The organism is Azospirillum oryzae, assembly GCF_900177515.1.
Classification (GTDB): domain Bacteria; phylum Pseudomonadota; class Alphaproteobacteria; order Azospirillales; family Azospirillaceae; genus Azospirillum; species Azospirillum oryzae_A.
In genome coordinates this window covers 1,908,496-1,934,719 of record NZ_FXAK01000007.1, presented here as the reverse complement: position 1 = coordinate 1,934,719, position 26,224 = coordinate 1,908,496, and the positions used below count along the sequence as shown (strand labels likewise).

The 26,224-nt window shown below is 67.9% G+C and carries 29 protein-coding genes; 20 read left to right on the top strand and 9 right to left on the bottom strand.

Annotation, left to right across the window (positions count from 1 at the left end; genetic code table 11):
* The first annotated feature begins 176 nt into the window (after positions 1–176).
* From rpsM to B9N97_RS21535, 5 genes are all read left to right on the top strand, one after another.
* The gene (gene rpsM, locus B9N97_RS21555; protein ID WP_014248113.1) at positions 177–545 is read left to right on the top strand and encodes a 30S ribosomal protein S13; all 369 of its coding nucleotides are present in this window, start codon (positions 177–179) and stop codon (positions 543–545) included.
* Between the two features lie 15 nt (positions 546–560).
* Positions 561–959, top strand: a complete 399-nt coding sequence (gene rpsK, locus B9N97_RS21550) for a 30S ribosomal protein S11 (RefSeq protein WP_012974490.1) — start codon at positions 561–563, stop codon at positions 957–959.
* A 136-nt stretch (positions 960–1,095) separates the two neighbouring features.
* Positions 1,096–2,112, top strand: a complete 1,017-nt coding sequence (locus B9N97_RS21545; protein WP_085089782.1) for a DNA-directed RNA polymerase subunit alpha — start codon at positions 1,096–1,098, stop codon at positions 2,110–2,112.
* A gap of 160 nt (positions 2,113–2,272) precedes the next feature.
* On the top strand, positions 2,273–2,701 hold the full coding sequence (gene rplQ / locus B9N97_RS21540; protein ID WP_085089781.1) for a 50S ribosomal protein L17: 429 nt from the start codon (positions 2,273–2,275) through the stop codon (positions 2,699–2,701).
* A gap of 155 nt (positions 2,702–2,856) precedes the next feature.
* Positions 2,857–3,435: a YqaA family protein gene (locus B9N97_RS21535; protein ID WP_085089780.1), complete on the top strand. Its 579-nt coding sequence runs from the start codon at positions 2,857–2,859 to the stop codon at positions 3,433–3,435.
* Between the two features lie 14 nt (positions 3,436–3,449).
* Here the strand turns inward: B9N97_RS21535 and B9N97_RS21530 are convergent, their stop codons facing one another.
* A complete protein-coding gene (locus B9N97_RS21530) occupies positions 3,450–3,710 on the bottom strand; it encodes a hypothetical protein (protein ID WP_085089779.1) in 261 nt (86 codons plus the stop codon).
* 124 nt (positions 3,711–3,834) lie between these two features.
* Here B9N97_RS21530 and B9N97_RS35960 point away from each other — a divergent pair, with 124 nt between their 5' ends.
* Entirely contained in the window at positions 3,835–4,206 is a 372-nt protein-coding gene (locus B9N97_RS35960) for a hypothetical protein (protein WP_085089778.1), read from the top strand.
* A 10-nt stretch (positions 4,207–4,216) separates the two neighbouring features.
* On the top strand, positions 4,217–5,536 hold the full coding sequence (locus B9N97_RS21520; RefSeq protein ID WP_085089777.1) for a replication-associated recombination protein A: 1,320 nt from the start codon (positions 4,217–4,219) through the stop codon (positions 5,534–5,536).
* A gap of 49 nt (positions 5,537–5,585) precedes the next feature.
* Here the strand turns inward: B9N97_RS21520 and B9N97_RS21515 are convergent, their stop codons facing one another.
* Both B9N97_RS21515 and B9N97_RS21510 read right to left on the bottom strand, forming a co-directional pair.
* Positions 5,586–5,813: a hypothetical protein gene (locus B9N97_RS21515; protein WP_085089776.1), complete on the bottom strand. Its 228-nt coding sequence runs from the start codon at positions 5,811–5,813 to the stop codon at positions 5,586–5,588.
* A 170-nt stretch (positions 5,814–5,983) separates the two neighbouring features.
* Positions 5,984–6,841: a cell envelope integrity EipB family protein gene (locus B9N97_RS21510; protein WP_244560828.1), complete on the bottom strand. Its 858-nt coding sequence runs from the start codon at positions 6,839–6,841 to the stop codon at positions 5,984–5,986.
* A 108-nt stretch (positions 6,842–6,949) separates the two neighbouring features.
* On the opposite strand from B9N97_RS21510, the gene B9N97_RS21505 reads away from it, so the two are divergent.
* The 6 genes from B9N97_RS21505 (at position 6,950) to B9N97_RS21480 (ending at position 15,496) form a co-directional block, all read left to right on the top strand.
* Positions 6,950–7,990 (top strand): 2-hydroxyacid dehydrogenase, encoded by a 1,041-nt coding sequence (locus B9N97_RS21505; protein WP_244560827.1) that lies wholly within the window; start codon positions 6,950–6,952, stop codon positions 7,988–7,990.
* Between the two features lie 244 nt (positions 7,991–8,234).
* A complete protein-coding gene (locus B9N97_RS21500; protein ID WP_085089774.1) occupies positions 8,235–8,951 on the top strand; it encodes a GGDEF domain-containing protein in 717 nt (238 codons plus the stop codon).
* 258 nt (positions 8,952–9,209) lie between these two features.
* Positions 9,210–9,617 (top strand): response regulator, encoded by a 408-nt coding sequence (locus B9N97_RS21495; protein WP_085089773.1) that lies wholly within the window; start codon positions 9,210–9,212, stop codon positions 9,615–9,617.
* Positions 9,618–9,658: 41 nt separating this feature from the next.
* Entirely contained in the window at positions 9,659–11,053 is a 1,395-nt protein-coding gene (locus B9N97_RS21490; protein ID WP_085089772.1) for a PleD family two-component system response regulator, read from the top strand.
* A gap of 92 nt (positions 11,054–11,145) precedes the next feature.
* On the top strand, positions 11,146–11,811 hold the full coding sequence (locus B9N97_RS21485) for a phosphatase PAP2 family protein (RefSeq protein WP_085089771.1): 666 nt from the start codon (positions 11,146–11,148) through the stop codon (positions 11,809–11,811).
* A 196-nt stretch (positions 11,812–12,007) separates the two neighbouring features.
* Positions 12,008–15,496 (top strand): DEAD/DEAH box helicase, encoded by a 3,489-nt coding sequence (locus B9N97_RS21480; protein WP_085089770.1) that lies wholly within the window; start codon positions 12,008–12,010, stop codon positions 15,494–15,496.
* 9 nt (positions 15,497–15,505) lie between these two features.
* Here B9N97_RS21480 and B9N97_RS21475 read toward each other — a convergent pair whose 3' ends face one another.
* The gene (locus B9N97_RS21475; RefSeq protein ID WP_085089769.1) at positions 15,506–16,015 is read right to left on the bottom strand and encodes a DUF4405 domain-containing protein; all 510 of its coding nucleotides are present in this window, start codon (positions 16,013–16,015) and stop codon (positions 15,506–15,508) included.
* Positions 16,016–16,184: 169 nt separating this feature from the next.
* On the opposite strand from B9N97_RS21475, the gene B9N97_RS21470 reads away from it, so the two are divergent.
* From B9N97_RS21470 to B9N97_RS21440, 7 genes are all read left to right on the top strand, one after another.
* The gene (locus B9N97_RS21470) at positions 16,185–17,735 is read left to right on the top strand and encodes a tetratricopeptide repeat protein (protein WP_167393341.1); all 1,551 of its coding nucleotides are present in this window, start codon (positions 16,185–16,187) and stop codon (positions 17,733–17,735) included.
* Positions 17,736–17,785: 50 nt separating this feature from the next.
* Complete coding sequence (locus B9N97_RS21465) at positions 17,786–18,670, top strand: AraC family transcriptional regulator (RefSeq protein WP_085089767.1); 885 nt, start codon at positions 17,786–17,788, stop codon at positions 18,668–18,670.
* A gap of 10 nt (positions 18,671–18,680) precedes the next feature.
* The gene (locus B9N97_RS21460; protein WP_167393340.1) at positions 18,681–19,403 is read left to right on the top strand and encodes an AzlC family ABC transporter permease; all 723 of its coding nucleotides are present in this window, start codon (positions 18,681–18,683) and stop codon (positions 19,401–19,403) included.
* Complete coding sequence (locus B9N97_RS21455) at positions 19,396–19,704, top strand: AzlD family protein (protein ID WP_085089766.1); 309 nt, start codon at positions 19,396–19,398, stop codon at positions 19,702–19,704. Before B9N97_RS21460 ends, B9N97_RS21455 begins: the two co-directional genes overlap by 8 nt.
* A 69-nt stretch (positions 19,705–19,773) precedes the next feature.
* Positions 19,774–20,670, top strand: coding sequence for a 16S rRNA (adenine(1518)-N(6)/adenine(1519)-N(6))-dimethyltransferase RsmA (gene rsmA, locus B9N97_RS21450; protein WP_085089765.1), 897 nt, complete (start codon positions 19,774–19,776; stop codon positions 20,668–20,670).
* A complete protein-coding gene (gene arfB, locus B9N97_RS21445; protein ID WP_085089764.1) occupies positions 20,667–21,086 on the top strand; it encodes an alternative ribosome rescue aminoacyl-tRNA hydrolase ArfB in 420 nt (139 codons plus the stop codon). The genes rsmA and arfB overlap by 4 nt, the downstream gene beginning before the upstream one ends.
* 130 nt (positions 21,087–21,216) lie before the next feature.
* Positions 21,217–22,455 carry an MFS transporter gene (locus B9N97_RS21440; RefSeq protein ID WP_085089763.1) on the top strand — a complete coding sequence of 413 codons (1,239 nt, stop codon included), beginning with the start codon at positions 21,217–21,219 and terminating at the stop codon, positions 22,453–22,455.
* A gap of 6 nt (positions 22,456–22,461) precedes the next feature.
* Here the strand turns inward: B9N97_RS21440 and B9N97_RS21435 are convergent, their stop codons facing one another.
* The 5 genes from B9N97_RS21435 to B9N97_RS21415 all read right to left on the bottom strand — a co-directional run bounded on the left by B9N97_RS21435 (position 22,462) and on the right by B9N97_RS21415 (position 26,017).
* Positions 22,462–22,953 (bottom strand): GNAT family N-acetyltransferase, encoded by a 492-nt coding sequence (locus B9N97_RS21435; RefSeq protein ID WP_085089762.1) that lies wholly within the window; start codon positions 22,951–22,953, stop codon positions 22,462–22,464.
* Positions 22,950–23,246, bottom strand: a complete 297-nt coding sequence (locus tag B9N97_RS21430; RefSeq protein WP_085089761.1) for a type II toxin-antitoxin system TacA family antitoxin — start codon at positions 23,244–23,246, stop codon at positions 22,950–22,952. The genes B9N97_RS21435 and B9N97_RS21430 overlap by 4 nt, the downstream gene beginning before the upstream one ends.
* 117 nt (positions 23,247–23,363) lie before the next feature.
* A complete protein-coding gene (locus B9N97_RS21425) occupies positions 23,364–24,659 on the bottom strand; it encodes an O-acetylhomoserine aminocarboxypropyltransferase (RefSeq protein ID WP_085089760.1) in 1,296 nt (431 codons plus the stop codon).
* A 21-nt stretch (positions 24,660–24,680) separates the two neighbouring features.
* Positions 24,681–25,202: a CoA-binding protein gene (locus B9N97_RS21420; RefSeq protein ID WP_085089759.1), complete on the bottom strand. Its 522-nt coding sequence runs from the start codon at positions 25,200–25,202 to the stop codon at positions 24,681–24,683.
* Positions 25,199–26,017 (bottom strand): enoyl-CoA hydratase, encoded by an 819-nt coding sequence (locus B9N97_RS21415; RefSeq protein ID WP_085089758.1) that lies wholly within the window; start codon positions 26,015–26,017, stop codon positions 25,199–25,201. Before B9N97_RS21415 ends, B9N97_RS21420 begins: the two co-directional genes overlap by 4 nt.
* Positions 26,018–26,224: the final 207 nt, after the last annotated feature.

Genomic DNA, 26,224 nt, shown 5'->3' with positions numbered 1-26,224 from the left:
GGCATTTCACCTTGACAAGCTCTGCGGTTTTTCTATAGTCGCACCCTCTCGCCACCCCGCAAGGGCGGCGGGTAACATTGTGCGTTCCCGGTTCCGGCGTGGTGCTGGCGGGATTTGCTCGGTGTGTAGGCGGCCCGACGGGCTGCCGTTGAGATATCGAGATCGAGGAGAGCAGCGTGGCGCGTATCGCTGGCGTCAACATCCCCGCGCAGAAGCGCGTGGAGATCGGGTTGACCTACATCCATGGCATCGGCCCCTTCAAGGCCAAGGAAATCTGCGCGAAGCTGGACATCCCGGCCGAGCGTCGCGTGAACGAGCTGACGGACGACGAAGTCCTGAAGATCCGCGAGACCATCGACGCCGACTACCGCGTCGAGGGCGATCTTCGTCGTGAAGTCGCCATGAACATCAAGCGTCTGATGGACCTGGGCTGCTACCGCGGCCTGCGTCACCGCAAGGGCCTGCCGGTCCGCGGCCAGCGCACCCACACGAACGCCCGCACCCGCAAGGGTCCGGCCAAGCCGATCGCCGGCAAGAAGAAGTAAGAGGACGAACGCAAAATGGCCAAGCCCTCCGCTGCTTCTCAGCGCCTGCGTCGTCGCGAGCGCAAGAACATCACCGCCGGCGTCGCTCACGTGAACGCCTCGTTCAACAACACGATGATCACCATCACCGACGCGCAGGGCAACACCATTGCCTGGTCGTCGTCGGGCACCATGGGCTTCAAGGGTTCGCGCAAGTCGACCCCGTACGCTGCTCAGGTGGCTGCCGAGGACGCCGGCCGCAAGGCTCAGGAACACGGCATGAAGACCCTGGAAGTCGAAGTGAAGGGTCCGGGTTCGGGGCGTGAGTCCGCCCTGCGCGCCCTGCAGTCGATCGGCTTCCAGATCACGTCGATCCGCGACGTCACGCCGATCCCGCACAACGGCGTTCGCCCGCCGAAGAAGCGTCGCGTCTAAGTTCATTACCGTTTCCGCACCCGCGGGGACCAGCCATTCCGGGACAGGGGGCCGCAGCCATCGCGGCCCCCTCAGCATGGGAATGGTTCGGGCCCCGCGGGTTCGTGTTCACCCGATGGCATCTTGAGGTCGATCCGTGCTTCAGAAGAACTGGCAGGAACTGATTAAGCCGAGCAAGCTGGACATCCAGCCCGGTGACGACGCCGACCGTTTCGCGACGGTGGTCGCCGAACCGCTGGAACGCGGCTTCGGTCTGACCCTGGGCAACGCCCTGCGCCGCATCCTGCTCTCCTCGCTGCAGGGTGCCGCCGTCACGTCGATCCACATCGACGGCGTGCTGCACGAGTTCTCGTCCATCCCCGGCGTCCGCGAGGACGTGACCGACATCGTCCTGAACATCAAGACGATGGGTCTGCGCATGGGCGGCGACGGCCCGAAGCGCATGCGCCTGCGCGCCGAAGGCCCGGGCGAGGTCAAGGCCGGCATGATCGAGACCGGGCCCGACATCCAGGTCATGGATCCGGAACTGGTCATCTGCACGCTGGACAACGGCGCGCGGCTGAACATGGAACTGACGGTCGAGACCGGCAAGGGCTATGTCCCGGCCAGCCAGAACCGTCCGGAAGACGCGCCCATCGGCCTGATTCCGATCGACGCCCTGTTCTCCCCGGTCCGCAAGGTGTCCTACAAGGTCGACAATGCCCGCGTCGGGCAGGTCACCGACTATGACCGCCTGTCGATGACGGTGGAGACCAACGGTTCGGTCAAGCCGGACGACGCGGTGGCTCTGGCCGCCCGCATCCTGCAGGACCAGCTGCAGCTGTTCATCAACTTCGAGGAGCCGACGCACGCCGTCTCCGAGGAGAAGCACGAGGAGGTTCCGTTCAACAAGAACCTGCTCCGCAAGGTGGACGAGCTGGAACTGTCGGTCCGTTCGGCCAACTGCCTCAAGAACGACAACATCGTCTACATCGGCGATCTTGTGCAGAAGACGGAAGCGGAAATGCTCCGCACTCCGAACTTCGGCCGCAAGTCGCTGAACGAGATCAAGGAAGTGCTGTCCCAGATGGGCCTGCACCTGGGTATGGAAATTCCGAACTGGCCGCCGGAGAACATCGAAGAGCTGGCCAAGCGTCTGGAAGAGCCGTACTAAGCATCTCGCTTGTTTCCCGCGCCCTTTCCGTCGTCAGGCGGGGAGGGCGCATTTCCCAGGGCCGTACCGGCCCGTCCCCGTTGCCGTACCAGCACTCGACTGGGCGGCGGGGTTCACGATCGGCTCCCCGAGGGGGGCCATGCCATGAAGGAGGACCGCCATGCGTCACGGCGTTTCGGGACGTAAGTTCAGCAAGACCAGCAGCCACCGCAAGGCCATGTTCTCGAACATGGCGAACGCGGTGATCAAGCACGAGCAGATCACCACCACCCTGCCGAAGGCGAAGGACCTGCGTCCGATCGTCGAGAAGCTGATCACGCTCGGCAAGAAGGGTGGCCTGGCCAACCGTCGTCTGGCTTTCGCCCAGCTGCGCGACAACGACACGGTGACCAAGCTGTTCACGGTCCTGGCCGACCGCTACAAGGACCGTCAGGGTGGCTACAGCCGCGTCCTGAAGGCCGGCTTCCGCTATGGTGACGCCGCCGACATGGCGGTGTTCGAGCTGGTCGACCGCGACGTCGCCGCCAAGGGTCAGGATTCGGGCCCGACGCAGGATGCCGTCGATGCCGAAGCCGAGACCGCCGAGTAACATGACCGGACATCGCGCCGGTCATCCGCCCCGTGCGGCATCGGGCCTCAGGGCCCCGTGTCGTGCAGGACGGAACCGCCGATATCGGTGATATGTTAGACCCTTCCTTCGGGGACACCCCCGGAGGAAGGGTTTTCTCTTATGTGGCCGGTCGAATGTTGCGTTCCCTTTACACGCGCCTCCAGCGCCTGTCCGCCCGCGACGATGCCGTCTGGTGGATGTCGGCGATCTCCTTCGCCGAAAGCTCCTTCTTCCCGTTGCCGCCGGACGTGATGCTGGTGCCGATGTGCCTGGAGAAGCCGAAGCGACTCTGGTTCTACACCAACATCTGCGCCTTCGCGTCGCTTCTGGGCGGCCTGCTTGGCTATGCGCTGGGCTTCTATCTGTTCGAGAGCGTCGGGCGGATGATCATCGACTTCTACAATGCGCAGGAGTCGTTCCATCATTTCCAGGAGATGTTCACCGAGTTCGGCCCCTGGTTCCTGATTCTGAAGGGGGTGACGCCGATCCCCTACAAGCTGCTGACGATCACCGCCGGATTCGCCCATCTGGACCTGACGGTCTTCATCCTCTGTTCGATCGTCGCGCGCTTCTCCCGATTCTACATGATCGCCATCCTGCTGCATTTCTACGGGCCGCAGGTTCAGCACATCATCGAGAAGCGGCTGATGCTGGTGGCCACCGTCCTTCTGGTCGTGGTGGTCGGCGGCCTGCTCAGCTTCAAGTTCGTCTGATCGCGCCGGTCCGGTCAGTCCGGCATCCCCTGGTCCTGCCGATTGCGGCGGGACGGGGGCAGGGCGTCGCGGTCCGCGCGGTCGCGGCGCACGATCAGGACGATGGCAACGGCCACGAACAGCCCGCCCAGAAGCGGGATGATCATCTCGGCCATGCCGACATTGGGCAGCGCCAGCGCGCGCGAGGCCAGCATGACAAGGCCAAGGACAAGCAGAGCCAGCAGCAGTCGCAGGGACCGGTTGCGCGGCGGTCTGCCGTCCGAATTCGGAGTCATTTCAGTCATTCCCTTCTTACAGCTGATATCGGCATAGTGGGGGCCGAACGGGGGATGGTCCAGAGGGGTGTGGCATTCCGTCATGCCCATGGCCGTCCTCACAACAAGAAGAATAGGAGCCGTCGTGGCTAAGTTCCGTCCGGTCCGTCTCATCGCCCCGCTCGTGGCCATGGCCCTGCTCGGCCTGTCGGCCTGCGCCGACCATCCGGCGTCGCACCCTGCCGCTTCCGGCCCGGCACCCACCGTCACGGTGGTCCCGGGACCCTCCACCCCGCGCGGCGGTGCCGACGACCAGTCGTTGCGGATCGACGGCGGCACCGGCGCCGGCGCCTCCTGTCAGGCGCAGTGCGAGCGCAGCCACAATGTGTGCATGGATTCGGTTGCCGCGCGCAACCAGGGCGGCATCGACCGCACCGATTCGACCCCCTTCAGCCCGACCGACAACTGCAGCTATCAGCTGAAGCAGTGCTACCAGCGCTGCGGCGCGGCGCGCTGAGGCATCCATCATGGCGAAACGCGGCGAGTCGGGCGGGGATGCCGGGCTGTTCGAGTCGGCGGCTCCCCGCCCGTTCGCCGACCGTCTGCGTCCGCGCACGCTGGACGAGGTGGTCGGGCAGGACCATCTGCTGAAGCCCGACGGGCCGCTGGGCCGCATGGTCGCGGCGCGGCGGCTGGCCTCCATGATCCTGTGGGGGCCGCCCGGCTGCGGCAAGACCACCATCGCCCGTCTGCTGGCCCACAGCACCGACCTGCATTTCGAACCGCTTTCGGCGGTGTTCTCCGGCGTCGCCGATCTGCGCAAGGTTTTCGACGCCGCCCGCGCCCGGCGGGTGGCGGGGCCGGGCACGCTTCTGTTCATCGACGAGATCCACCGCTTCAACCGCTCCCAGCAGGACGGCTTCCTGCCATTCGTCGAGGACGGCACTGTCACGCTCGTCGGCGCCACCACCGAGAATCCGTCTTTCGAACTGAATGCCGCCTTGCTGTCGCGGGCGCAGGTCTTCGTGCTGAACCGGCTGGACGATGCGGCGCTGGAAAAACTGCTGTCGCGGGCGGAGGCGGAGATGGGCCGGCCGCTGCCGCTGGACGCCGACGCGCGCGCCGCGGTGAAGGCGATGGCCGACGGCGACGGCCGCTTCTGCCTGAACCTGTGCGAGGAGCTGTTCGCGCTGCCGGGCGGGACGGTGCTGGACACCAATGCTCTCGCCGCCACCATCCAGCGCCGCGCCCCGCTCTACGACAAGGCGCAGGAGGGGCATTACAACCTCATCAGCGCGCTTCACAAGTCGCTACGCGGGTCGGACACCGACGCGGCGCTCTACTGGTACAGCCGCATGCTGGATGGCGGGGAGGACCCGCGCTACATCGCGCGGCGCCTGACCCGCTTCGCGGTGGAGGATGTCGGTCTGGCCGATCCCAACGCCCTGACCCAGGCCATTGCCGCCTGGGAGGCCTACGAGCGGCTGGGCAGCCCGGAGGGCGAACTGGCCCTGGCGCAGCTGGTCATCTATCTGGGGACGGCGCCGAAATCGAACGCCGGCTACACGGCCTACAAGTCGGCGGTGCGCGCGGCGAAGGAGACGGGTTCGCTGATGCCGCCCAAGCATATCCTGAACGCGCCGACCAAGCTGATGAAGAGCATCGGCTACGGCAAGGGATACGAGTACGACCACGATACGGCTGAAGGCTTCTCCGGCCAGAACTACTTCCCGGAAGGGATGGCCCGGCGCGAGTTCTACCAGCCGGTGGAGCGGGGGTTCGAACGCGACCTGCGCAAGCGGCTGGACTATTGGGCCAAGCTGCGCGAACGGCGGGGAGAAGAGTAGTGGGCGGACGTCATACCGGCGTCGAACAACGTCCGCTGAACCGCGCCCTTTACGCCGCCATCCCATCGGCCGGCGCCGAGGCGATCAGGCGGTAGTGGCTGGTGTCGGCGAGGACCGAGCAGCTCAGGGTCTTCGACACACCCTCGTCTTCGGTGCTGACGACGCGGGCGTGCGGGATGCCCAGCAGGCTGACCGTTGCCGTCACCCGCCAACCGCGGCCGCCGGCACTGCCGACCGGTTGGAAAACCTGCCCGATCTGGACATGCTTCTTGCTCATGACGGATAAACCCTCGGACGGCCGGTTGCCCGTGGGCGAAACCCGGCCTGTTGCGCAAAACCTCAACCCACAGTTAAGCGCAGCAGCGAGTCGCGATCAACAGGGAAACCGTCGCACGCCCCCTGGATCGGCAAACCCGATGTGAAATGTCACGGGACGTCGCCCCGCCGTCAGCATCCCGACTTCGGCAACGCCTCGATCTTGTCCAGCACCGCGTTGACGGTGAAATCGCCATAGTCGATCTGCATGGACTCGGCGATGCCGTTTTCCAGCAGATGCAGGCTCATCTCATATTCCGGCTGCGCCGAATCGCTCTGGGTCGGGAAGAAGGCCATGCGGACCGGCCAGGCCTTGCCCACCTTCAGCAGCGGGTCCTTGCCGGCGTCCGTCGGCGCGCCGGGCTTGCCGACGACGGTCGACACCTCGGTCGGTCCTTCCGCGTCGGACCCGTCGAAGATGGTGCGGGTGAAGAAGGGATCCTTCCGTTCGGCGTGGTCCAGGATCGCCAGCGTGTGGGCGGTCGGGAACATGGTGCCGGCCGGCAGCTCCATCTCCTGCGGTTCGGGCTTGGTGAACTGGGCGGTGCCGGCGCCGTCGCGGTTCAGGTTCGCCTCGCCGCGCACCTCTTCGTCCACCTCGCCATTCACCAGCTTGCGGACGTTGAAGCGGTAGCGCAGTCCGTCCTTCGATTCCCAGGTGGTGTAGTTGGTGTTCATCGCCATGTCGTCGCCTTCGCTGTAGACGAAGCGCAGCTGAAAGCGCTGCTCCGTCGTCCAGCCGTCGCAGGCGTCGGCCCATTCGAACATCATGCGGCCGCGGACGTCGCTGACCTTCGATCCGTTGCGCGCCGAAGCCAGCGACATGGTGTAGATCGCCCGGTGCGGCTGGATTTTGGCCGCCACCGCCGCCATGGAGGTCGCGGCCGGCTGAGCCAGGACGGGGGAGGCCGCGAGGAGCGCACCGGTGGAAACGGCGGCCGCGAGGACCGCGCCGACGGTAGCCGGAAAGGCGGAAAGACGGTCGAGCAAGACGGGATCCACAGGTGATTGACGGCTCTTGGTGAAGTATGGGTGTTTTTGCCGCGGTCCGAAAGGCCCGCCACCCGAATGTCTTATCAATGGAAGGGAACCGCCGGAATGACAAGCCCTGCCGAGTTGCCGTTCGCGGCGCAGTCGGACAGTCCCGCCTCCAACTCCGCCTCCAGTTCTGACGCCCGCCCCGTGCTGCTGCTGACCCGCCGTCTTCCCGATGCGGTGGAGGCGCGGGCGTCGCACGACTACCGCGCGCTGCTCAATCCGGAGGACCGCGCCTTCAGCGGGGCGGAGATCGCCGCCCGCGCGGCCGACGCCGGGGCCGACGCCGTGCTCTGCTGTGCCGGCGACCGCTTGGACGCCGCCGCCATCGCGGCGATGCCGCAGCGGGTGCGGGTGCTGGCGACCTTCTCCGTCGGCACCGACCATATCGACCTGGAGGCGGCGCGCGCCCGCGGTCTGACCGTCACCAACACGCCCGACGTGCTGACCGACGCCACCGCCGACATCGCGCTGCTTCTGCTGCTGGGGGCCGCGCGCCGCGCGTCTGAGGGTGAGCGGATGATCCGCGCCAATGCCTGGACCGGCTGGACGCCGACCCAACTGATGGGCACCCATGTCGGCGGCAAGCGGCTGGGCATCGTCGGCATGGGCCGCATCGGACAGGCGGTTGCGGCGCGCGCCCGCGCCTTCGGCATGACCATCCATTACAGCAACCGCCGCCGGCTGGCTCCGGAGCTGGAACTGGGCGCCATCTATCATGCCGATCCGGAGGCGATGCTGCCGGTGTGCGATGTCCTGTCGCTTCACTTCCCCGCCACGGCGGAAACCCGACATTGGCTGAACGCCAAACGGATCGGACGGATGCCACCGGGGGCCATTCTGGTCAACACCGCCCGCGGCACCGTGGTGGACGACGAGGCGGTAATCGACGCGCTGAAGGCCGGGCGGTTGGCGTCCGCCGGGCTCGACGTCTTCGAGAACGAACCGAACCTGCATCCCGGCTACCGCGAGCTGCCCAACGCCTTCCTGCTGCCGCATCTGGGCAGCGCCACGGTGGAGACCCGGAATGCCATGGGATTCAAGGCGCTGGACAACATCGACGCGGTGATGGCCGGCCAGCCCGCCCCCGATCGGGTGGTGTAACGGGGGAACGGAGCCTTTTGCCGGGCCACCCCCTCACCGGCAGGGATTTCCTGCCCCGAACGGATGGGGTGGGCAGAAGATGCCGGTCCGCTGGGAAAGAGGCTCCATTCCTTCCCGATGATCCGGCGGCGCAATCCGCCGGAAATTCATAAAATGCTTGGTATCTGCGGTGTGCGTCGGGTTGGCACAGTGGTTGCTTGGGTGAGGGCGAAGTGTTCCGACCTTCATCAGAGGAGCCGACCCCATGAACGCCATCGTCGCCGCCCTGGACCTGAAGCACCACGCCTCCGACCGTTTCGACGTGCCGGCCGGATGGTCGCCGGTCGCGTTGGCCTCGCGTGTCGGGCTTCTGCGGGGGACCGAGCGCCAGACGCTGGACGAGACGATCGCGCTGCTCGCCGAAGCCAAGGAGACGATCGCCGAACTGCATGAGCGCATCGCCTACCTGGAAAGCCTGACGATGACGGACGAGCTGACCGGCCTGTTGAACCGGCGCGGCTTCTACAGCCACTTCCGGCGCGAACTGGCCTCCGCCCGCCGCAACGGGTCCGCCGGCGGCCTTCTGGTCATGATCGACCTGGACGGCTTCAAGGCGATCAACGACACCCACGGCCATGTGGCCGGCGACGCCTATCTGCGGCAGGTGGCCCGGATGATCGTCGGCAATGTCCGGCAGGAGGACGTGGTCGCCCGGCTGGGTGGCGACGAGTTCGCCGTGCTGCTGACCAACACCGACACCGCCAGCGGCCTCGCCCGCGCCCGCCAGCTGGCCGCCATCGCCGACGCCACCCATGTGGAATGGGGCGGGCAGTCGCTGCCGGTCCGTTTCTCCGTCGGCACCCAGCCCTATGGCGCCGACGACAGCGAGGACGAGGTGATGCGCCGCGCCGACGCCATGATGTACGGCGCCAAGGGTGCCCGCCGCCGCGATGCCAAGCGCAAGGTGAAGCGGGCGGCCTGAGCCGTCACACCCATCCCAGCCGCCGTGCATTGCCGCTGCCGATAATCAAGAACCGCCCGCGCCAGCCGCAGGCGGTTTTTCGTTTGAATGCAGGGCGGTCGGCGCTCATCAGGGCTGTCATCCAGCGGTCCGGTAACGACTATTTAACCGTCGCGACCTAATCAGAAAGGGGCTATACCGGTTCTGCGACCCCGCAATCGCGGTGCGCGATCCGGCAAGGGACGGCGTGAACGCGGGGGTCACTCCCAGGGAGGATGCATGTCAGCGGAGCCGTGCGGTCCATTGGCGACCGGTGGTGGGCCGACCAAGACCGTCCTCATCGTCGAGGACAACGAGCTGAACATGAAGCTCTTTCATGACCTGCTCGAAGCGCACGGCTATGGCACGCTGCAGACCCGTGAAGGCATGGAAGCGATGCGGCTGGCCCGTCAGCACCGCCCCGACCTGATCCTGATGGACATCCAGCTGCCGGAGGTTTCCGGGCTGGAGGTGACCCGCTGGATCAAGGACGATCCGGACCTGAGGAGCATTCCGGTCGTGGCCGTCACCGCCTTTGCCATGAAAGGCGACGAAGAGAAAATCCGTCAGGGCGGCTGCGAGGATTATGTGGCAAAGCCCATTTCGGTTGTGAAGTTCCTCGAGACAGTCAAAAAGTTTCTCGGCTAAGTTAGTTTGCTCTGTAGCAATTCTGCAGGAATTTCCTTCCGATGTCCGCGCGTGTCCTTGTCGTTGACGATGTACTGCCGAATGTGAAGCTGCTCGCGGCGAAGCTGACGCGCGAGTACTTCAATGTTCTGACGGCCTTCAACGGACCCGACGCGCTTGAGATGGTGCGGAAGGAATCGCCGGACATCGTCCTCCTCGACGTCATGATGCCGGGCATGGACGGGTTCGAGGTTTGCGAGAAGATCCGCTCCGATCCCGCCACCATGCACATCCCCGTGGTGATGGTTACGGCGCTGTCGGACATCGCCGACCGCGTCCGCGGGCTGGAGGCCGGGGCCGACGATTTCCTGACCAAGCCGGTGAACGACATCGCGCTGTTCGCGCGCGTCCGCTCGCTGGTGCGGCTGAAGATGATGATGGACGAATGGCGCCTGCGTGAAAGCACGTCCGGCCAGTTCGGCGTCATCGAGCGCAGCGGCACCATGCTGAGCGAATCCTTCGAGCGGGCCAACGTGCTGGTGCTGGAGGATTCCGCCCTCGACCTGGAAAAGGTGACGGAGACGCTTCAGCGCGACCACAACGTGGTCTTCTCCGCCGACACCGGTGCCAAGGCACTGGAACGCGCGCTGGGCACGCCGCTCGATCTGGTGGTGGTCAGCCTGACCCTGCTGAACGAGGACGGTCTGCGGCTCTGTTCGCAGCTTCGCTCGCACGAGCGCACGCGGCAGGTGCCGATCCTGCTGATGGTGGACGACGGCGACCTGGGGCAGGTGGCGAAGGGGCTGGAACTCGGCGCCAACGATTACGTCATCAAGCCGGTCGACAGGAACGAACTGCTGGCCCGCGCCCGCACCCAGATCCGGCGCAAGCGCTATCAGGAACGGCTGCGCTCCAATTACGAGCAGAGCCTGTCGATGGCGCTGACCGACAGCCTGACCGGGGTCTTCAACCGCCGTTACGTCAACGCCCATCTGCCGCGGCTGCTGGAACGCGCCATCGACAGCCACAAGCCGGTGTCGGTGCTGATGTTCGACATCGACCATTTCAAGGTGGTCAACGACACCTACGGCCACGCCATCGGCGACGAGGTCCTGCGTGAAGTGTCCGCCCGCGCCAGCCGCAACCTGCGCACCTTCGACCTTGTCGCCCGGCTGGGTGGCGAGGAGTTCATCGTCATCCTGCCGGACACCGACGGGGAAGCCGCGCTGATTGTCGCCGAACGCCTGCGTTCGCGCATCGCCGACACCCCCTTCGCCGTATCGGCCGACCGTGGCGAGATCAACGTGACGGTGTCCGTCGGCATCTCGATCGGCGGGCGGCTGGGCGACACCGCCGAAGGGCTGGTCCGCCGGGCCGACGAAGCGCTGTACGAAGCCAAGCGGTCGGGCCGCAACTGCGTCATCGCCGACGCGCGCGCCGACCAGCTAGAGGGGTAGGGGCGGGGCTTTCGACTCGTCCTCTTGCCGATCCTGCTGCGCCGCACCATCTGGCAAAGCCGTTCGTTTCCACCGGCATCCATGGGGGACCGATGCTCGCCACCGCCAGCGGCGCCATCACCCATCTGGGCAGCAGCAGCCTTCTCGTCCCGCTTTCCGCCCTCTATGCGACTGCGCTTTGGCGGCACCATTCGGCGCCGCTGGCGTTGCGCTGGCTGCTCGCCCTGTCGCTCTGCCTGGGCGCCATGGTGGTGCTGAAGCTGGTGGGGCATGGCTGCGGCCTGCCGGACTTTCCGCTGTTCCCGTCGCTGTTCGCCGGCGACCGCTTCATCAGCCCCAGCGGCCACGCCGCCTTCTCCGCCGTCTTCTACGGGTCGGTGTCGGCGCTGGCGGCGCGCAACGCCAGATCGCGCCGGCTGCGCATCGCACTGCCGCTGGCGGCGGTGGCGCTGGTGCTGGCCATCGGCGCCTCGCGCGTCGCCGTTTCCGCCCATTCGGGGGCGGAGGTGGTGGCCGGGCTGATGATCGGCGGGCTGTCGGCCCTGCTGTTCCTGTGGAGCAGCCGCAACGACGCCGTACCGCGCCTGCGCCCCTCCCCCTGGCTGGCGGGAGCGATGGCGCTGGGGCTGGCCCTGCTGGTCCATGCCGGCGATCCGTCCTTCGTCGAAGGGACGATCCGCTGGGCCGCCCATCAGTTGGGCAGCGAGGGGGGGCTGTGCGAGTTGGCCGGCCGGGTGTTCCCCGGCAATCGCGGGTAAATCACCAACCGGGGTGAAGCCGGTGGCGTCCTGTGTTATGACGGACGGCCGCGCCCGGTTCCGCCGATGCGGCGCCGTTCGCGTCAATGCTTGAGCCTAAGGCTTGCGCCACGCCGCGCAAGATCCTATACCGACGCCCCGTTTCCGTTCCGTTCCGCCCCATTCCATCAGCTTTCGTCTGGTCACCTCGCACCGCATGTCGCTTTTCGATGCCCTGCCGCGTGGCCCTTCGTCGGGTGGCGCCGCCGTCCCCTTCGGTCAGGAGGACCTGACGCGCGTCTTTGATGCCAAGACGCTGCAGCGCGGTCGCACGCTGATGATGACCGGTGCGGTGACGCTGGGTTCCCCCGGCGGCGACCGAATCGAGGCGGAGGTCAGCGATCTCGGCCGCCGGCTGGCGGTGACGGTGACGCCGGTGCAGGGCAAGCGCAGCGTCGTGCTCGACCGCAGCTGTTCCTGTGGCCGTAACGCCTGCGCCCATATGGCGGCGGCGGCGATGCTGGCGCTGGAAAGCCGGCCGGAATGGCGCCGCGCCTCCCTGTTCGACGTGGCCGACGTGAAGGCGCCGCTGGCCCCGCCTCCTCCACCTCCGCCTGTCCCGGTGACGTCCACGCCTGCTACGGCCCCCTCGGCGCCGCCCGCTCCCAAGCCCCCGCTGACCCTGGTCCGCCCGCCGGTCCCGCCGCCGATCCGCAGCGTGGCGCCCCCACCTCCGCCTCCACCCCCGGTGCCGAAGCCGGAGCCGGTGCGCAGCGTGCGTTGGACGCTGGAGCCGGGGCAGGGCGACGTCGCCTGCTACATCCTGGTGGAGTTCGTGGCGGAGGGGGCGGCGGACGCCAGCCCCGCCAGCCCGCGCGACGTGCTGGCCAAGGCCCCGCGCTCCGTCGACGGCGATGCCGACCGTGCCATCGCCCGGCTGCTCGGCGGCGGCGGAACCGAGCGCACCCCCGTTGCCAAGAGCCGGGGGGAGGCGGTTGACCGCCTGCTGCGCCGCCTGCTCGCAACCGGCCGCCTGCGCTGGCGCGACGGCACCCCGCTGGCCGAGGCGCCGGGCCGCACCGTCCGTGCCTTCCGCGACCCCGCGACCCGTAAGCTGCGCCCGACCGGCCTGCCGGAACGCAGCGTTCTGGTGAAGGGCCAGTCCTATTGGTGCGTGGACAGTGCCACCGGCACCGTCTTTCCGGTCGATCTCCAGGTGGTCGAAGTGCCGAAGGCCAAGCCGGTGCCGGCGGCCCCGCCACCGCCGCCGGTTCCGTCCAAAACAACTCCGTCGCGCCTGTTCGGCCCGTCGCGCAGTTCCGTCGCGGCGATGCCGCGCATCACAGCGCCGCCTTCGATGCCGAGTTCCAGCTTCCGCGACAATGCCATTCCCGGCGTGCGCAGCGGGGCGGCGGACGCGGCGGCCATCGTAGAGCGCTCCCCCCGCATCATCGCCCGCCTCGGCCGCGTGGTGACGCCGGCCGATGGGCTGGTCGACGTGCTGCGCCTGTCCTTCGACTATGGCGAGCCCGGCCGGGCGGTGGAGATCGAACCCGACGACCAGCGCCAGTTCGCCCGTTACGAGGACGACTTCGGCGACGTCACCTTCGTTCGCCGCGACAAGGCCGACGAGCAGGCGGCGCTGGACCGGCTGTCCGGCCTCGGCTTCGCCCAGGCGCGGATCGAGCCGCCGAAGGGTGCGCTGAACGCCCGCGGCTCCCGCGTCCACTGGCTGACCGGCCGCGACGTCGAGGAGCGCTGGCAGCATTTTCTCACCAACGAGGTCCCGGCCCTGACCAAGGCCGGCTGGATCGTCGAGGTCGGCGCCGATTTCGGCACCAGGGTCATCGAACCGGGCGCGGAGGTGGAGGTCGCCGTCCGCGATGCCGGCGACGGCTGGTTCGACCTGGATGTCGGCGTCGAGATCGACGGCGAGCGACAGCCGCTTCTGCCGATCCTCGCCCGGCTGGTGGAGAAGGGCGGTCTGTCGACCACCCGTGTCATCGACGGCCGCGCCCACATCGTTCTCGACGACGGCAACGTCCTGGCCCTGCCGGCCGAACGGATCGAGCGGTTGCTCAGCGTTCTGGAAGCCATGCTGGACAGCGGGCGCAGCAGCGGCGACCGGCTGAAGGTTCCGCTGGCCGAGGCGGACTCGCTGCTGGACATCGACGACCTGATCGCCCGGCGCGGCGACGAGACGGCGCAGATCGACGGCTATCTCCAGCGCCTGCGCGCCGACGAGATGCCGGGCGACATGACCCCGCCGCCGGGCTTCAAGGGCGAGTTGCGTGACTATCAGCGCGGCGGGTTGGCCTGGATGCAGAGCCTGCGCGCCAACAACGTCGCCGGCATCCTCGCCGACGATATGGGCCTGGGCAAGACCGCCCAGACGCTGGCCCACATCGCCATGGAGGAGCATGAGGGCCGGCTGACCGATCCCTGCCTCGTCGTGGTGCCGACCAGTCTCGTGCCCAACTGGGTGGCGGAGGCGGAGCGCTTCACGCCGCATCTGCGCGTCGTCGTGCTGCACGGCGTCGACCGCCACGGCAAGCTGGCGGAACTCGATCGCGCCCACATCGTCGTCACCACCTACGGCGTGGTGGGGCGCGACGTCGATCTGCTGAAGCGCCTGACCTGGCACATGATCGTGCTGGACGAGGCGCAGGCGATCAAGAACCCCGACGGCAAGGCCACCCGCGCGGTGGCGGCGCTGCCGGCGCGGCACCGGCTCTGCCTGTCCGGCACGCCGGTTGAGAACAATCTGGGCGAGTTGTGGAGCCAGTTCGCCTTCCTGATGCCGGGCCTGCTGGGCGACCGCAAGGAGTTCGGCAAGCGGTACCGCGTGCCCATCGAAAAGCGTGGCGACAACACCCGCGCCAACCTGCTGATGCGCCGCATCCGCCCCTTCCTGCTCCGCCGCACCAAGGAGGCGGTGGCGAAGGAACTGCCGCCGAAGACCGAGGTGGTGGTGCGCATCGACCTCGAACGCGACCAGCGCGACCTCTACGAGACCATCCGCCTGTCGGTGAACGAAACGGTGCGCGCGGCGCTGGCCGCCAGCGGCAAGGGGCTGGGCCAGAACGCCATCGCGGTGATCGACGCGCTGTTGAAGCTGCGTCAGGTCTGCTGCGACCCGCGTCTGCTGAAATCCATCGCGGCGCTGGGCGGCAAGATGCGGCCGAGCGCCAAGCTGCACGCCCTGACCGAGATGGTGAAGGAGATGGTGCCGGAAGGCCGGCGCATCCTGATCTTCTCGCAGTTCACCACCATGCTCGACCTGATCAAGCTGGAGCTGGAGAAGGCGCACATCCCCTATGTCGAGCTGACCGGCCGCACGCTGGACCGCGCCGAGCCGGTGAACCGCTTCCAGAACCGCGAGGTCCCCGTCTTCCTCATCAGCCTGAAGGCGGGCGGGCGCGGCCTGAACCTGACCGCCGCCGACACGGTGATCCACTACGATCCCTGGTGGAACCCGGCCGCTGAGGATCAGGCGACCGACCGCGCCTATCGCATCGGCCAGGACAAGCCGGTCTTCGTCTACAAGCTGATCGCCGCCAACACGGTGGAGGAACGCATCCTCGACCTTCAACGCCGCAAGGGCAGCCTGTCCGCCGCCACCATCGAGGGCAAGGGGCTGGTCAGCGCGCTCGATGGCGGCGACATCGACTATCTGCTCGGCGACGGGGACGGCGACGAGGAGTAGGCGTCCGGCTCAGCGAGGCCGCTTCGCCGCCAGCAGGCTGGCGACCGCCGCGCCGTTCCTGCCGGAACGCTCGCCGATGGCGGTCAGGGTCTCGCCCGGTGCGGCGTCGATGTTGGCGGCCTTCAGCACCTCCACCGCCTTGTCCGGCGTCAGCCCCAGCGCCGGCGCCGCCGCTTCAAGCGTCGCGCCGGACAGTGCGCCGAACACCGCCCCCGGATTGACGCTGCCGCCGCCGGTGGTTCCGGTCATGCCGGTGAAGACCACCGACACGACGATGCTGGCGATGAAGGCGGCTTGCGCGGCATACCGCTTCAGATAGCCCAGGAACGCCCGCCAGTTCTTCGCCAGATGCCAGAGCGCGATGGCGGAGAACAGCATGCTCAGCCATTCGTGGGAGAAGCGCACCAGCCCGGTGTTCCAGTGCAGGAGCAGCATCACGCCGGTCACCGTGGACACGACGAAGGTGACGATGGTGACGGGGGTGACCACGTCGCGGGTCATGGTCTTGATGATGGTCATGGCAGTCGCCCTTGATCCGGTGTCGTTTCTTGTTGGCGTCCATGATCGCGCGCGACTGTAACTGGACAATATCCGGCGGGGTGCTGCTGTGTAACAGTGTGTAACGCAGGGGTCGGCATGCCATCGGCCGCTTCGCCCGTCATTGTCCGCGATGTGTTTGGGGAGTGTCATGGCCTCGATTCAGGAAGCCTTGCGGGTCGCCGTCGACCATCACGGGGCCGGGCGGCTGCGGGAGGCGGAAATCCTCTATGGCCGCGTCCTCGATGCCGCCCCCGCGACGCATGCCGCCTCCCATCTGCTGGGGATGCTGCTGGCACAGACCGGCCGTCTGGAGGCCGCGGCGCCGCGCATCGCCGCGGCGGTACGCGCCCAGCCGGACGTCGCCGATTACCACCGCGATCTCGGCAAGGTCCATCAGGCGCTGGGCCAGCCGGCGGAGGCCATGGCCAATCTGCGCCGCGCAGCCGCCCTGCAACCCGACGACGCGGCGGCCCTGGCACTCCTCGGTGTGGCGGCGCAGATGACCGGCGACACCGACGCCGCCATTGACGCGCTGGGCCGGGCGTTGGCGCTGGATCCGCAGGACGGCGAAACCCGGCAGCGCTTGTCCCTGCTGTTGGAACTGCGCGGCATCCACCATCTGGAGCGGGGTCGGGCAGAGGCGGCGGTCGCCGACCTGTCGCGCTTGATTGCGGAGGAACCGCCGACGGTGGAGCGGCTGTTCCAGCTTGGCAACGCCTTGTCCCGCGCCGGCCGGCCGGGTGATGGGCTGGCCTGCTATCGGCAGGCACTGGCGCTGCAGCCCGACCATGTCGGGGCGGTCTTCAACCTCGGCATCCTGACCCGGCAAGCGGCGGGCCTGGATCTGGAGGCGCTGGAACAGGCGGCGACGAGTCTGAGCCGGGCGGTGGTGCTGGCGCCCGATTTCCTTGATGCGCGCGAGAACCTCGCCATCCTTCTGTTCCAGACCTATCGGGAGGCGGAATCGCTGATCCAGATCGACAGGCTTCTGACGCAGAAGGCGCAACTGGCGGCGCGGGAAGGCGCGGTGCTCGCCCTGCCGCCGCTTCGCGACCGCCCGACCGCTCCGGAAAGGCGCATCTGCGACGTGGTGGCCTTCAGCCTGTGGGGAGCGGCCGACGTCTACCGTCGCGGGGCGCTGGAGAATGCCCGGCTGGTGCGGTCGGTCTATCCCGGCTGGACCTGCCGGATTTACCACGACGACAGCGTGCCGCCGGAGGTTCTGGCGGAACTGGACGCGCTGGGGGCTGAGCGGGTGGTGATGCCGCCCGACAGCGGCCCGATCAGCGGCCTCTATTGGCGCTTCCTCGCCTCCGACGATCCAACCGTCCGGCGCTTCATCTGCCGCGACTGCGATTCGCGGGTCGGCCCGCGCGAGCGCGCGGCGGTGGAGGCGTGGATCGCGTCCGGCAAGCCCTTCCACGTCATGCGCGACCACCCGCTGCACAGCGAGCTTATGCTGGCCGGCATGTGGGGCGGGGTCGCCGGCCTGCTGCCGCCGCTGGAACCGCTGATCGACCGCTTCGCCGCGGCGGAGGCCGACCGCTGGCAGGACCAGCGCTTCCTCCGCTCCCACCTGTGGCCGCTGATCGCCGATGCCTGTCTGGTCCATGACAGCCACCAGCCGGGCCATGGCTTCCCGTTCCCCGACCATCCCGGTGATCCGGCGGAACATGCCGTCGGCCGGCGCATCATCTAGGCCGCAATCCTGTCCAAGACGACCGCCGCGCCCACCTGTTAGACTGCGGCATGGACCAGCAATCAGCACTGACCCGGACACCGGCCGGCGGCGGCGATTTCGCCCGGCTGTGGCGGGAGGCGCGCTTCGACGGCATGGAATGCCTGAACGCCCGCTTCCAGCGCCACAGCTACGCGCCGCACACGCACGAGACCTATGTGGTCGGAGTCATCACCGCCGGGACCGAGCTGTACCGCTGCCGCGGTGCCGACCGGGTGGCGCGGGCCGGACAGGTGGTTGTGCTGGACCCGGAGGTGCTGCATGACGGCCGCCCGGCCGAGGACGGCTATGCCTACCGCATGTTCTATCCCTCGGTGGCGCTGTTCGAACAGGCGATGACCGAGGCGCTGGGACGGCCCGTTGCCCCGCATTTCGCCGCCACCGAACTGGACGACGCGGAATTGTTCCAGGCTCTGCGCGGCCTGCACCATGGGCTGGAGGGGCCGTACCGCGAACCGCTGAGCACCGACACCGACGCGTTGCGCGCCTTCACCGCTCTGGCTTTGCGCCACGGCGACCTGACCGCCCGCCCGCGCGACGTCGGGCAGGAGTCGGCGGCCGTCCGCCGCGCGCGGGAGTATCTGGATGCCCACCTCGACAGCCCGGTGGAACTGGCCGATCTGGCCGAGGCGGCGGGGCTCAGCCGCTTCCACCTGCTGCGCGTCTTCCGCGCGGCGGTTGGCACCACACCGCACGGTTATCTGACCGACCGGCGCGTCGCCCAGGCCAAGCGGCTGCTCGCCGGGCCTCTGCCACTGGCCGATGTCGCGCTGGCCTGCGGCTTCTGCGATCAGGCGCATTTCAACCGGGTGTTCAAGGGGCGGGTCGGCGTCTCTCCCGGCCAATACCGGCGCGGCAGCAATCCCATCCAAGACGCGCCCGCCGCGACCGCCTAGCTTCCCGCACATGAGCATGGACAGCATCACCATCCCGGCATCCCCGCGGCAGGAGTTCGCGGTGGGCGTCGTCCATTGCCTGCCTATCGTGGCGGGCGCGGTTCCCTTCGGCTTCCTGCTGGGCAGCCTCGCCGCCAAGGCCGGCTTGTCGGCGTTGGACATGGGGCTGATGAGCGCGCTGGTCTTCGCCGGCAGTTCCCAGTTCGTCGCCGTCGAACTGCTGGACAAGGGCAGTGCCGGGTTGGCGGTGGTCGGCGCCATCCTGCTGGTTAACCTGCGCCACCTGCTGATGGGCGCGACGCTGGAGCCGCGCTTCCGCGGCATCCCCTGCGCGCGGGCGGGGCTGGCGCTGTTCTTCATGACCGACGAGCAATGGGCGCTGGCGCTCCGCCGTGGGCCGGAGCTGACGCTCGCCTACTGGTACGGGGTGGCGGCGACGCTCTATCTGGCGTGGCTGTCCAGCACGGTGGCGGGGACGCTGGCCGGCGCGCTGATCGCCGACCCGACCGCCTGGGGGCTGGATTTCACCTTCATCGCCGTTTTCCTTTGCCTGCTGGCCGGGTTCTGGCGCGGCGTCGGTTCGCTGCCGCCCTGGCTGGCGAGCGCCGCCGCCGCGCTGGCGGTGCATGCGCTGTCCTCCGGAGGGACCTGGCACATACTGGCCGGTGCGCTGGCCGGCGGATCGGTCGCCGCCCTTCAAGCCAAGGGGCAGGGGAGGGCGCAGGATGCTTGAGTCGCTGCATCTCGATTGGAGCGTCTTCGCCATCGTGCTGGGCGGGGCGCTGGTCACCTGGATGACGCGGATCGGCGGCCCGTGGCTGATCGCACGGGTGCGGCCCGGCCGGGCGGCGAGCGCGGCACTGGAGGCGACGCCGGGCGCGGTTCTGGTCGCCCTGGTGGCGCCCGCCGCCCTGTCGCGCCCCTCCGACGCGCTGGCCGCCGCCTTCGTCTGCCTGATTGCCCGGCGCGTGCCGATGGTGGTCGCCGTGGTGGCTGGTGTTGTCGCCGTCGTGCTGCTGCGCCGCCTGCTGTAGCCGCCACCTGTTGCCACTCTTGCAAACTGCCGTCTGGTGAAGCGCGTGGGGGATGCCTATAAGTCGGGAATGACCGACCCGATCCACGCCCCCGCCGCGCCCGCATCCACCCCGGCCGCTTTCGACCCGCACGCCCTGCCGCCGTTGCGCGACGTGATCGCGCGTTTCGGGTTGGAGGCGCGCAAGTCGCTGGGACAGAACTTCCTGCTCGACCTGAACCTGACAGGGCGGATCGCGCGGTCGGCCAACTTGCCGGCCGGCACCACCGCCATCGAGGTCGGTCCCGGCCCCGGCGGCCTGACCCGCGCGCTGCTGGCGACCAACGCGGTGAAGGTCATCGCCATCGAACGCGACCGCCGCTTCATCGAGGCGCTGCAGGACGTAATCGAGGCGTCACAGGGCCGCCTGAGCATCGTCGAGGCCGACGCCCTGACGGTTGACCCGGAGGACCTGGCTCCCGCCCCGCGCGCCATCGTCGCCAATCTGCCCTACAATGTCGCGACGCCGCTCCTGCTCGGCTGGCTGGCGCGGATCGAAGCCTATGTCAGCCTGACCCTGATGTTCCAGAAGGAGGTTGCCGACCGGCTGGTGGCGAAGCCGGGCAGCAAGGCCTATGGCCGGCTGTCGGTCATCACCCAATGGCGCTCCGACGCCCGCGTCCTGTTCAACCTGCCGCCGCGCGCCTTTACCCCGCCGCCGAAGGTTGAATCGACGGTCGTCCACCTGACTCCGCGCGTGAACCCCGAGCCGGCCGACTGGCGGGCGCTGGAGCAGGTCACCGCCGCTGCCTTCGGTCAGCGCCGCAAGATGCTGCGCCAGAGCCTGAAGTCCCTGGGCAATGCCGAGGCTCTGCTGGAGGAAACCGGCATCGCCCCGACCGCGCGTGCGGAGGAGATCGACGTCGCCGGCTTTGCTGCGCTGGCCCGCGCCTTCCGCGCCCGCCACCCGCTGGAGAGTCCTGCATGATCAGGGTCAACCCCCGCATCAGCCTGGACGAAAGTGAGCTGCAGGAGGAGTTCGTCCGCGCCTCCGGCCCCGGCGGCCAACATGTCAACAAGACGGAAACGGCGGTGCAGCTGCGCTTCGACGTGCGCCGCTCACCGAACCTTCCCGACCCGGTGCGCTACCGGCTGGAGCGGTTGGCCGGCTCCCGCCTGACCCAGGACGGCGTACTGATCCTGGTGGCCGACCGTTACCGCTCGCAGATGCGCAACCGCGAGGACGCCCGCGAGCGCCTGATCGACCTGATCCGCGAAGCCGCCGCCCCGCCGCCGCCGCCCCGCCGCCCGACCAAGCCGACAAAGGGCTCCAAGGAGCGGCGGCTGGAGGGCAAGGCCAAGCGGTCGGAGGTGAAGAAGATGCGCGGGAATATTCACGACTGATTTGACGGCCCAGGCATGCCGGCCATGAGGCAGGCGCATTGGACGGTTCAACCAACCCGTGCCAGCCTTGCATTTCGCTTGCCTGTGAAACATTTCCCGGTCCGGACAGGTCCGGGGTCGGAGATGTTCGATGAGCTATCCATCCGCCGCCGCCCTGCCGTCGCCGACCTCGGCGCGGCTGTCCGTCGGGTTCGCCTGGGTCGGGCATTCGCTGATGCACATCGTGTCGGCACTGTTCCTGACCATCGTGCTGGCGCTGGAAACGGAATGGAAGCTCTCCTATGACGAACTGATCCGGCTGTGGACGCTGGGCGCTTTCATGATCGGGCTGGGGGCGCCGCTGGCCGGCTGGCTGGGCGACCGCTGGAGTTCGGCCGGCATGATCGCCGTCTTCTACCTGATGACCGGCGGCGGCGCGGTTCTGGCCGGGCTATCGGACGGGCCGGAGATGCTGATGTGGTCGCTGGCCCTGCTGGGGTTGGGCGCGTCGATCTACCACCCCGTCGGCATGGCCTGGATGATGGCGAATGCCGAGAACCGCGGCAAGGCGATGGGCTGGCTCGGCCTGTTCGGCACCTTCGGCGTCGCCACCGCCGCGGTGGTCGCCGGAAGCCTGACGCAATGGCTGAACTGGCGAATGGCCTTCATCATTCCCGGTGCTGTCTGCCTCGTGCTGGGTGTCGTTCTGGCCCTGCTGATGATGACCGGCGTCGTTCAGGACCGCCACGCCGACGTGAAGCCGCAGCCCAAGCCGTCGCGCGGCGACGTGGTGCGTGCCTTCTTCGTGCTGTCGCTGACCATGGTCTGCGCCGGTCTGATCTTCAACGCCATGCAGGTGGTGCTGCCCAAGCTGTTCGAGGCGCGGCTGGGCGGCTGGCTCGGTACCGGCACGCTTGGGGTCGGCGGGCTGGTGACGGTGGTCTACCTGATCTCCGCCCTGCCGCAGATGGTCGGCGGCGTGCTGGCCGACCGCCATTCGCTCAAAAGGGTCTATATGCTCTGCCTGCTGGCCCAGATCCCGCTGATGGCGGCGGTGGCCGTGCTGGCCGACGTGCCGCTGGTGGCCGCCGCCGCCTTCGTGGTCATCGCCTCGCAGACTCAGATCCCGGCGGAGAACATGCTGCTGGCCCGCTACACCCCGGACAAGCACCGCGGGCTGGCCTTCGGCGCCAAATACATCCTGTCCTTCGGTGCCGGCCCGCTGGCGGTGCAGCTGGTCGCCTGGGTCTATGAGCGCACGGGAGAGTTCACCATGCTCTACCTGACCCTGTCGGCGCTGGCCGCCATCGCATTCGCCGCCGCCCTGTTGCTGCCCGACGACCGCCGCAAGGCCGAACCGGTGGCGGAGCCGCTGCCGGCGGCGGAGTGAGGTGCGTTACAGGTTGTCCCGCAGGTCGGCCAGAGTGACCATCAGCATCATCGGGTCAATCGGCGAGGTATCGAGTCCGAGGCGGAGATAAAAGCTCTTCGCCTCTTCCGACAATGCATGAACGATCAACCCGCGGACACCGATCAGATCGGCTGCCTGCACGACCCGTAGAGCGGCGTCACGGAACAATGCCCGGCCGAGTCCCTGCCCCTGCCGAGTCCGGGAAGCGGCGAGCCGCGCCAGCACCACCACCGGGATCGGATCTGGCATGTTGCGGCGGAAACGTCCCGGCGCATCGGTGACCGCCACCGCGCTCGATGCCAAAGCGTAATAGCCGGCAATTTCGTCGCCGGCGCAGGTGACGAAGGTGCGCGAAGCGCCGCTGGCCTGATTTGCCATCGCACGGCGCCTCAGCCAAATATCCAGCGACGGCGTGCCGGAGTCGAACAGGTCGACGCGATGATGGGATGCAAGCGGCTCGGGCGCGGCCAGCGTCATTCGCTGTCCCAGGGTGCCGGTGTCCGCAATGTCCGGCGCAGCTTCTCGTTAGGCTTGGGCGGCGCGTCGAGCCGGGCCAGGAATGCGGCGTAGGCGTCCGGGCTGGCCGCGATGATCGCGCGGTCGAGAAGAGTATCCTCGGCAGCGCGGCGAGCCGCTTCCAAGATGAAGTCGGTGCGGTTCTTGCCCTGTGCCTGGGCCGCCCGGTCGATCAAGCTGCGCTCCTCCGGCCGGATGCGGATGTTGAGCGTCTCGCGTCGGGACTTCTCTTCTGATGGTTCGACAGGCTGCATGGCGGCCACCTCCGGATAATGAGATAGCCTGCCACAGCGCAATGACAATGTCATTACGAACTGGCTCTTCCGTGTCGGGAGTGCGCCGGTCGTCCCGGCGCTCCCCTCGGCAGACCCTTACGCAAGGGTCTTGTTCAGCGCCTGATCCAGGTCGGCGATGATGTCCTCAGGCGTTTCCAGCCCAATCGACAAGCGGATCACGTCGGGACCGGCGCCGGCCGAGGCCTGGGCCTCCGCCGACAGCTGGCGGTGGGTGGTCGAGGACGGATGGATGATGAGGGAACGCGCGTCGCCGATGTTGGCGAGGTGGCTGAACAGCTCCACGCTCTCCACCACCTTCACGCCGGCCTCGAAGCCGCCCTTGACGCCGAAGGTCAGCACCGCACCGGCGCCGCGCGGCAGGTACTTCCTCGCGAGGTCACGGTACTTGGACGACTCAAGCCCGGCATAGCTGACCCAGCCCACCGCCGGATGCCCTTCCAGGAAGTGCGCCACCTTCAGCGCGCTGTCGGCATGGCGCTGCATGCGCAGCGGCAGGGTCTCGATGCCGTTCAGCGTCAGGAAGGCGTTCATCGGCGCCTGGCTCGGCCCCAGGTCGCGCAGGCCCACGGCATGGCCGTGGATGGTGAAGGCCAGATGGCCGAAGGTTTCGTGGAATCGCAGGCCGTGATAGCCGGGGTCGGGCTCGCTCAGCGCCGGGAACTTGCCGGACTTGCTCCAGTCGAACTTGCCGCTGTCCACCACCACGCCGCCGACCGAGGTGCCGTTGCCGGACAGGAACTTGGTGGTCGAATGAACCACCAGCGTGGCGCCCCACTGGATCGGGTTGATCAGGTAAGGGGTGGCGAGCGTGTTGTCGACGATTAGCGGAATGCCGGCCTCGTCGGCAATCTTGGCGATGGCCTCGATGTCCGTCACCACACCGCCGGGGTTGGCGAGGCTTTCCACGAAGATCGCCTTGGTCTTCTCGGTCAGCGCCGCCTTGACGTTCTCGACGGTGTCGGTGTCGACGAAGCTCGGCTGCCAGCCGAAGGCGCGCGGGAAACTGATGCCGAGCTGGTTCAGCGAGCCGCCATAGAGCTTCTTCGAGGCGACGATGTGGTCGCCGGGCGCCATCAGCGGGAACAGGGCGAGCAGCTGTGCGGCATGGCCGGACGAGGTCGCGGTGGCGCCGGCGCCGCCCTCCAGGTTGGCCAGACGCTCTTCCAGCACGGCCACCGTCGGGTTGGTCAGGCGGGAATAGATGAAGCCGACCTTCTGCAGGTTGAACAGCGAGGCGGCGTCGTCGACATCCTCGAAGACGAAGCTGGTGGTTTGGTAGATCGGCGTCTGCCGCGCGCCGGTCGCCGGGTCGGGAGCGGCGCCGGCATGGATGGCGCGGGTCTCGAAGCCGAAGCCCTTCTGCTCAGTCATATGCGTGATTCCCCCAATTTTTCAGATCAGTTTTTTGAACGATTTCGTCGGCGTCCTGCGGCGTGTCACCAGAACGTTGGAATTGACACCGATCCGGCCGATTTCGCCGTAGAGCCGCTGGATTTCCATCTTCGGACAGCGATCCATCACCACGGTCAGGCCGGCGGCCTGCGCCCGCGCCGCCGCCTCGTCGTTGCGCACGCCAAGCTGCATCCACACCACCTTGGCCCCGGCGGCGATCGCCTCGTCCGTCACCCCGCCGGCAGCGGCGGAGTTGCGGAAGATGTCGACCATGTCCGGCGGTTCCGGCAAATCCTTCAGGCTGGCGTAGACGGGCAGGCCGAGAATGGTCTGGCCCGCCATCTTCGGGTTGACCGGGATGACCGTGTAGCCCTTGTCGCGCAGATACTTCATCACGAAGAAGCTGGCCTTCACCGGGTCGGCGCTGGCCCCCACCACGGCGATGCTCTTCACGCGGTCCAGCACGCCGCGCAGGAAGGCGTCGGTGTAGTCGGCCGGCTCGGTGATTTCCAGGTCGGTCATCGGCCGCACCAGACCGGCGTGCGTTTGCCCAGGAAGGCGTCGATGCCCTCGGCGGCATCCTGCGCCATCATGTTTTCGGTCATCACCTTGGCGGCGTAGGCATAGGCGCCCTCGGCGTCCATGTCGATCTGGCGATAGAACGCCTCCTTGCCGGTGGCGAGGGTCAGCGGCGACTTCGACGCAATCTTGGCAGCGACAGCGTCCACCACCTCGTCCAACTGGTCGGCCGGAACCGCGCGGTTGACGAGGCCGATGCGCTCCGCCTCCTCAGCGTCGATCAGGTCGCCCAGCAGCAGCATCTCCATCGCCGCCTTGCGTCCGACCGCGCGGGTCAGCGCCACCATCGGCGTCGAGCAGAACAGCCCGATGTTGACGCCCGGAGTCGCGAAGCACGCCTCCTCCTCGCAATAGGCGAGGTCGCAGGTCGCCACCAGCTGGCAGCCGGCCGCGGTCGCCACGCCGCGAACCTTGGCAATCACCGGTTGGCGGACGCGATTGATCGTCAGCATCAGGCGGGAGCACTGGGTGAACAGCGCCTCGTACAGCTCGCGCGACGGGGCGGCGCGCATTTCCTTGAGGTCGTGCCCGGCGCAGAAGGCGCCGCCGGCCCCGGCCAGCACCACGGCGCGTACGGAATTGTCCTCGTGAATGGCGTCCAGCGCGTCCTGCAGCGCCGCCATCAGCCCCATCGACAGGGCATTGCGCGCCTTCGGCCGGTTCAGCGTCAGCGTGGCGATCCCATCGCGATCCTCGCGCAGGACCAGCGGTGTATCCTGCGGGGGATGGGAATCGTGTGTCGAAACCGCGGCGCTCATGGTCGTTGTCCTCCCGTATTCCTTTGGTCGCGCACCGCCGGCAGCTTAACGCGCTGGGCCTATGGGTGACACGGGGAACCTGCAGGGCAGGGACAATGAGACGTCAGACCGCAGGGAATTTCAACGTAAAAACTCGCCTAAACCGGAGTAATGTCTTTTTGTTTAGTAGGAAAATGGCCTGCAAAAATCCCCTCTCCCAGGGCAGGA

What these genes read in the sequence shown, in the direction of transcription:
- rpsK (WP_012974490.1), top strand. Translation starts at nt 561, where the DNA reads ATGGCCAAGCCCTCCGCTGCTTCTCAGCGCCTGCGTCGTCGCGAGCGC.
- rplQ (WP_085089781.1), top strand. Translation starts at nt 2,273, where the DNA reads ATGCGTCACGGCGTTTCGGGACGTAAGTTCAGCAAGACCAGCAGCCAC.
- B9N97_RS21535 (WP_085089780.1), top strand. Translation starts at nt 2,857, where the DNA reads ATGTTGCGTTCCCTTTACACGCGCCTCCAGCGCCTGTCCGCCCGCGAC.
- B9N97_RS21530 (WP_085089779.1), bottom strand. Translation starts at nt 3,710, where the DNA reads ATGACTCCGAATTCGGACGGCAGACCGCCGCGCAACCGGTCCCTGCGA.
- B9N97_RS21520 (WP_085089777.1), top strand. Translation starts at nt 4,217, where the DNA reads ATGGCGAAACGCGGCGAGTCGGGCGGGGATGCCGGGCTGTTCGAGTCG.
- B9N97_RS21515 (WP_085089776.1), bottom strand. Translation starts at nt 5,813, where the DNA reads ATGAGCAAGAAGCATGTCCAGATCGGGCAGGTTTTCCAACCGGTCGGC.
- B9N97_RS21505 (WP_244560827.1), top strand. Translation starts at nt 6,950, where the DNA reads ATGACAAGCCCTGCCGAGTTGCCGTTCGCGGCGCAGTCGGACAGTCCC.
- B9N97_RS21500 (WP_085089774.1), top strand. Translation starts at nt 8,235, where the DNA reads ATGAACGCCATCGTCGCCGCCCTGGACCTGAAGCACCACGCCTCCGAC.
- B9N97_RS21495 (WP_085089773.1), top strand. Translation starts at nt 9,210, where the DNA reads ATGTCAGCGGAGCCGTGCGGTCCATTGGCGACCGGTGGTGGGCCGACC.
- B9N97_RS21490 (WP_085089772.1), top strand. Translation starts at nt 9,659, where the DNA reads ATGTCCGCGCGTGTCCTTGTCGTTGACGATGTACTGCCGAATGTGAAG.
- B9N97_RS21485 (WP_085089771.1), top strand. Translation starts at nt 11,146, where the DNA reads ATGCTCGCCACCGCCAGCGGCGCCATCACCCATCTGGGCAGCAGCAGC.
- B9N97_RS21480 (WP_085089770.1), top strand. Translation starts at nt 12,008, where the DNA reads ATGTCGCTTTTCGATGCCCTGCCGCGTGGCCCTTCGTCGGGTGGCGCC.
- B9N97_RS21475 (WP_085089769.1), bottom strand. Translation starts at nt 16,015, where the DNA reads ATGACCATCATCAAGACCATGACCCGCGACGTGGTCACCCCCGTCACC.
- B9N97_RS21470 (WP_167393341.1), top strand. Translation starts at nt 16,185, where the DNA reads ATGGCCTCGATTCAGGAAGCCTTGCGGGTCGCCGTCGACCATCACGGG.
- B9N97_RS21465 (WP_085089767.1), top strand. Translation starts at nt 17,786, where the DNA reads ATGGACCAGCAATCAGCACTGACCCGGACACCGGCCGGCGGCGGCGAT.
- B9N97_RS21460 (WP_167393340.1), top strand. Translation starts at nt 18,681, where the DNA reads ATGAGCATGGACAGCATCACCATCCCGGCATCCCCGCGGCAGGAGTTC.
- B9N97_RS21455 (WP_085089766.1), top strand. Translation starts at nt 19,396, where the DNA reads ATGCTTGAGTCGCTGCATCTCGATTGGAGCGTCTTCGCCATCGTGCTG.
- rsmA (WP_085089765.1), top strand. Translation starts at nt 19,774, where the DNA reads ATGACCGACCCGATCCACGCCCCCGCCGCGCCCGCATCCACCCCGGCC.
- arfB (WP_085089764.1), top strand. Translation starts at nt 20,667, where the DNA reads ATGATCAGGGTCAACCCCCGCATCAGCCTGGACGAAAGTGAGCTGCAG.
- B9N97_RS21440 (WP_085089763.1), top strand. Translation starts at nt 21,217, where the DNA reads ATGAGCTATCCATCCGCCGCCGCCCTGCCGTCGCCGACCTCGGCGCGG.
- B9N97_RS21435 (WP_085089762.1), bottom strand. Translation starts at nt 22,953, where the DNA reads ATGACGCTGGCCGCGCCCGAGCCGCTTGCATCCCATCATCGCGTCGAC.
- B9N97_RS21430 (WP_085089761.1), bottom strand. Translation starts at nt 23,246, where the DNA reads ATGCAGCCTGTCGAACCATCAGAAGAGAAGTCCCGACGCGAGACGCTC.
- B9N97_RS21425 (WP_085089760.1), bottom strand. Translation starts at nt 24,659, where the DNA reads ATGACTGAGCAGAAGGGCTTCGGCTTCGAGACCCGCGCCATCCATGCC.
- B9N97_RS21420 (WP_085089759.1), bottom strand. Translation starts at nt 25,202, where the DNA reads ATGACCGACCTGGAAATCACCGAGCCGGCCGACTACACCGACGCCTTC.
- B9N97_RS21415 (WP_085089758.1), bottom strand. Translation starts at nt 26,017, where the DNA reads ATGAGCGCCGCGGTTTCGACACACGATTCCCATCCCCCGCAGGATACA.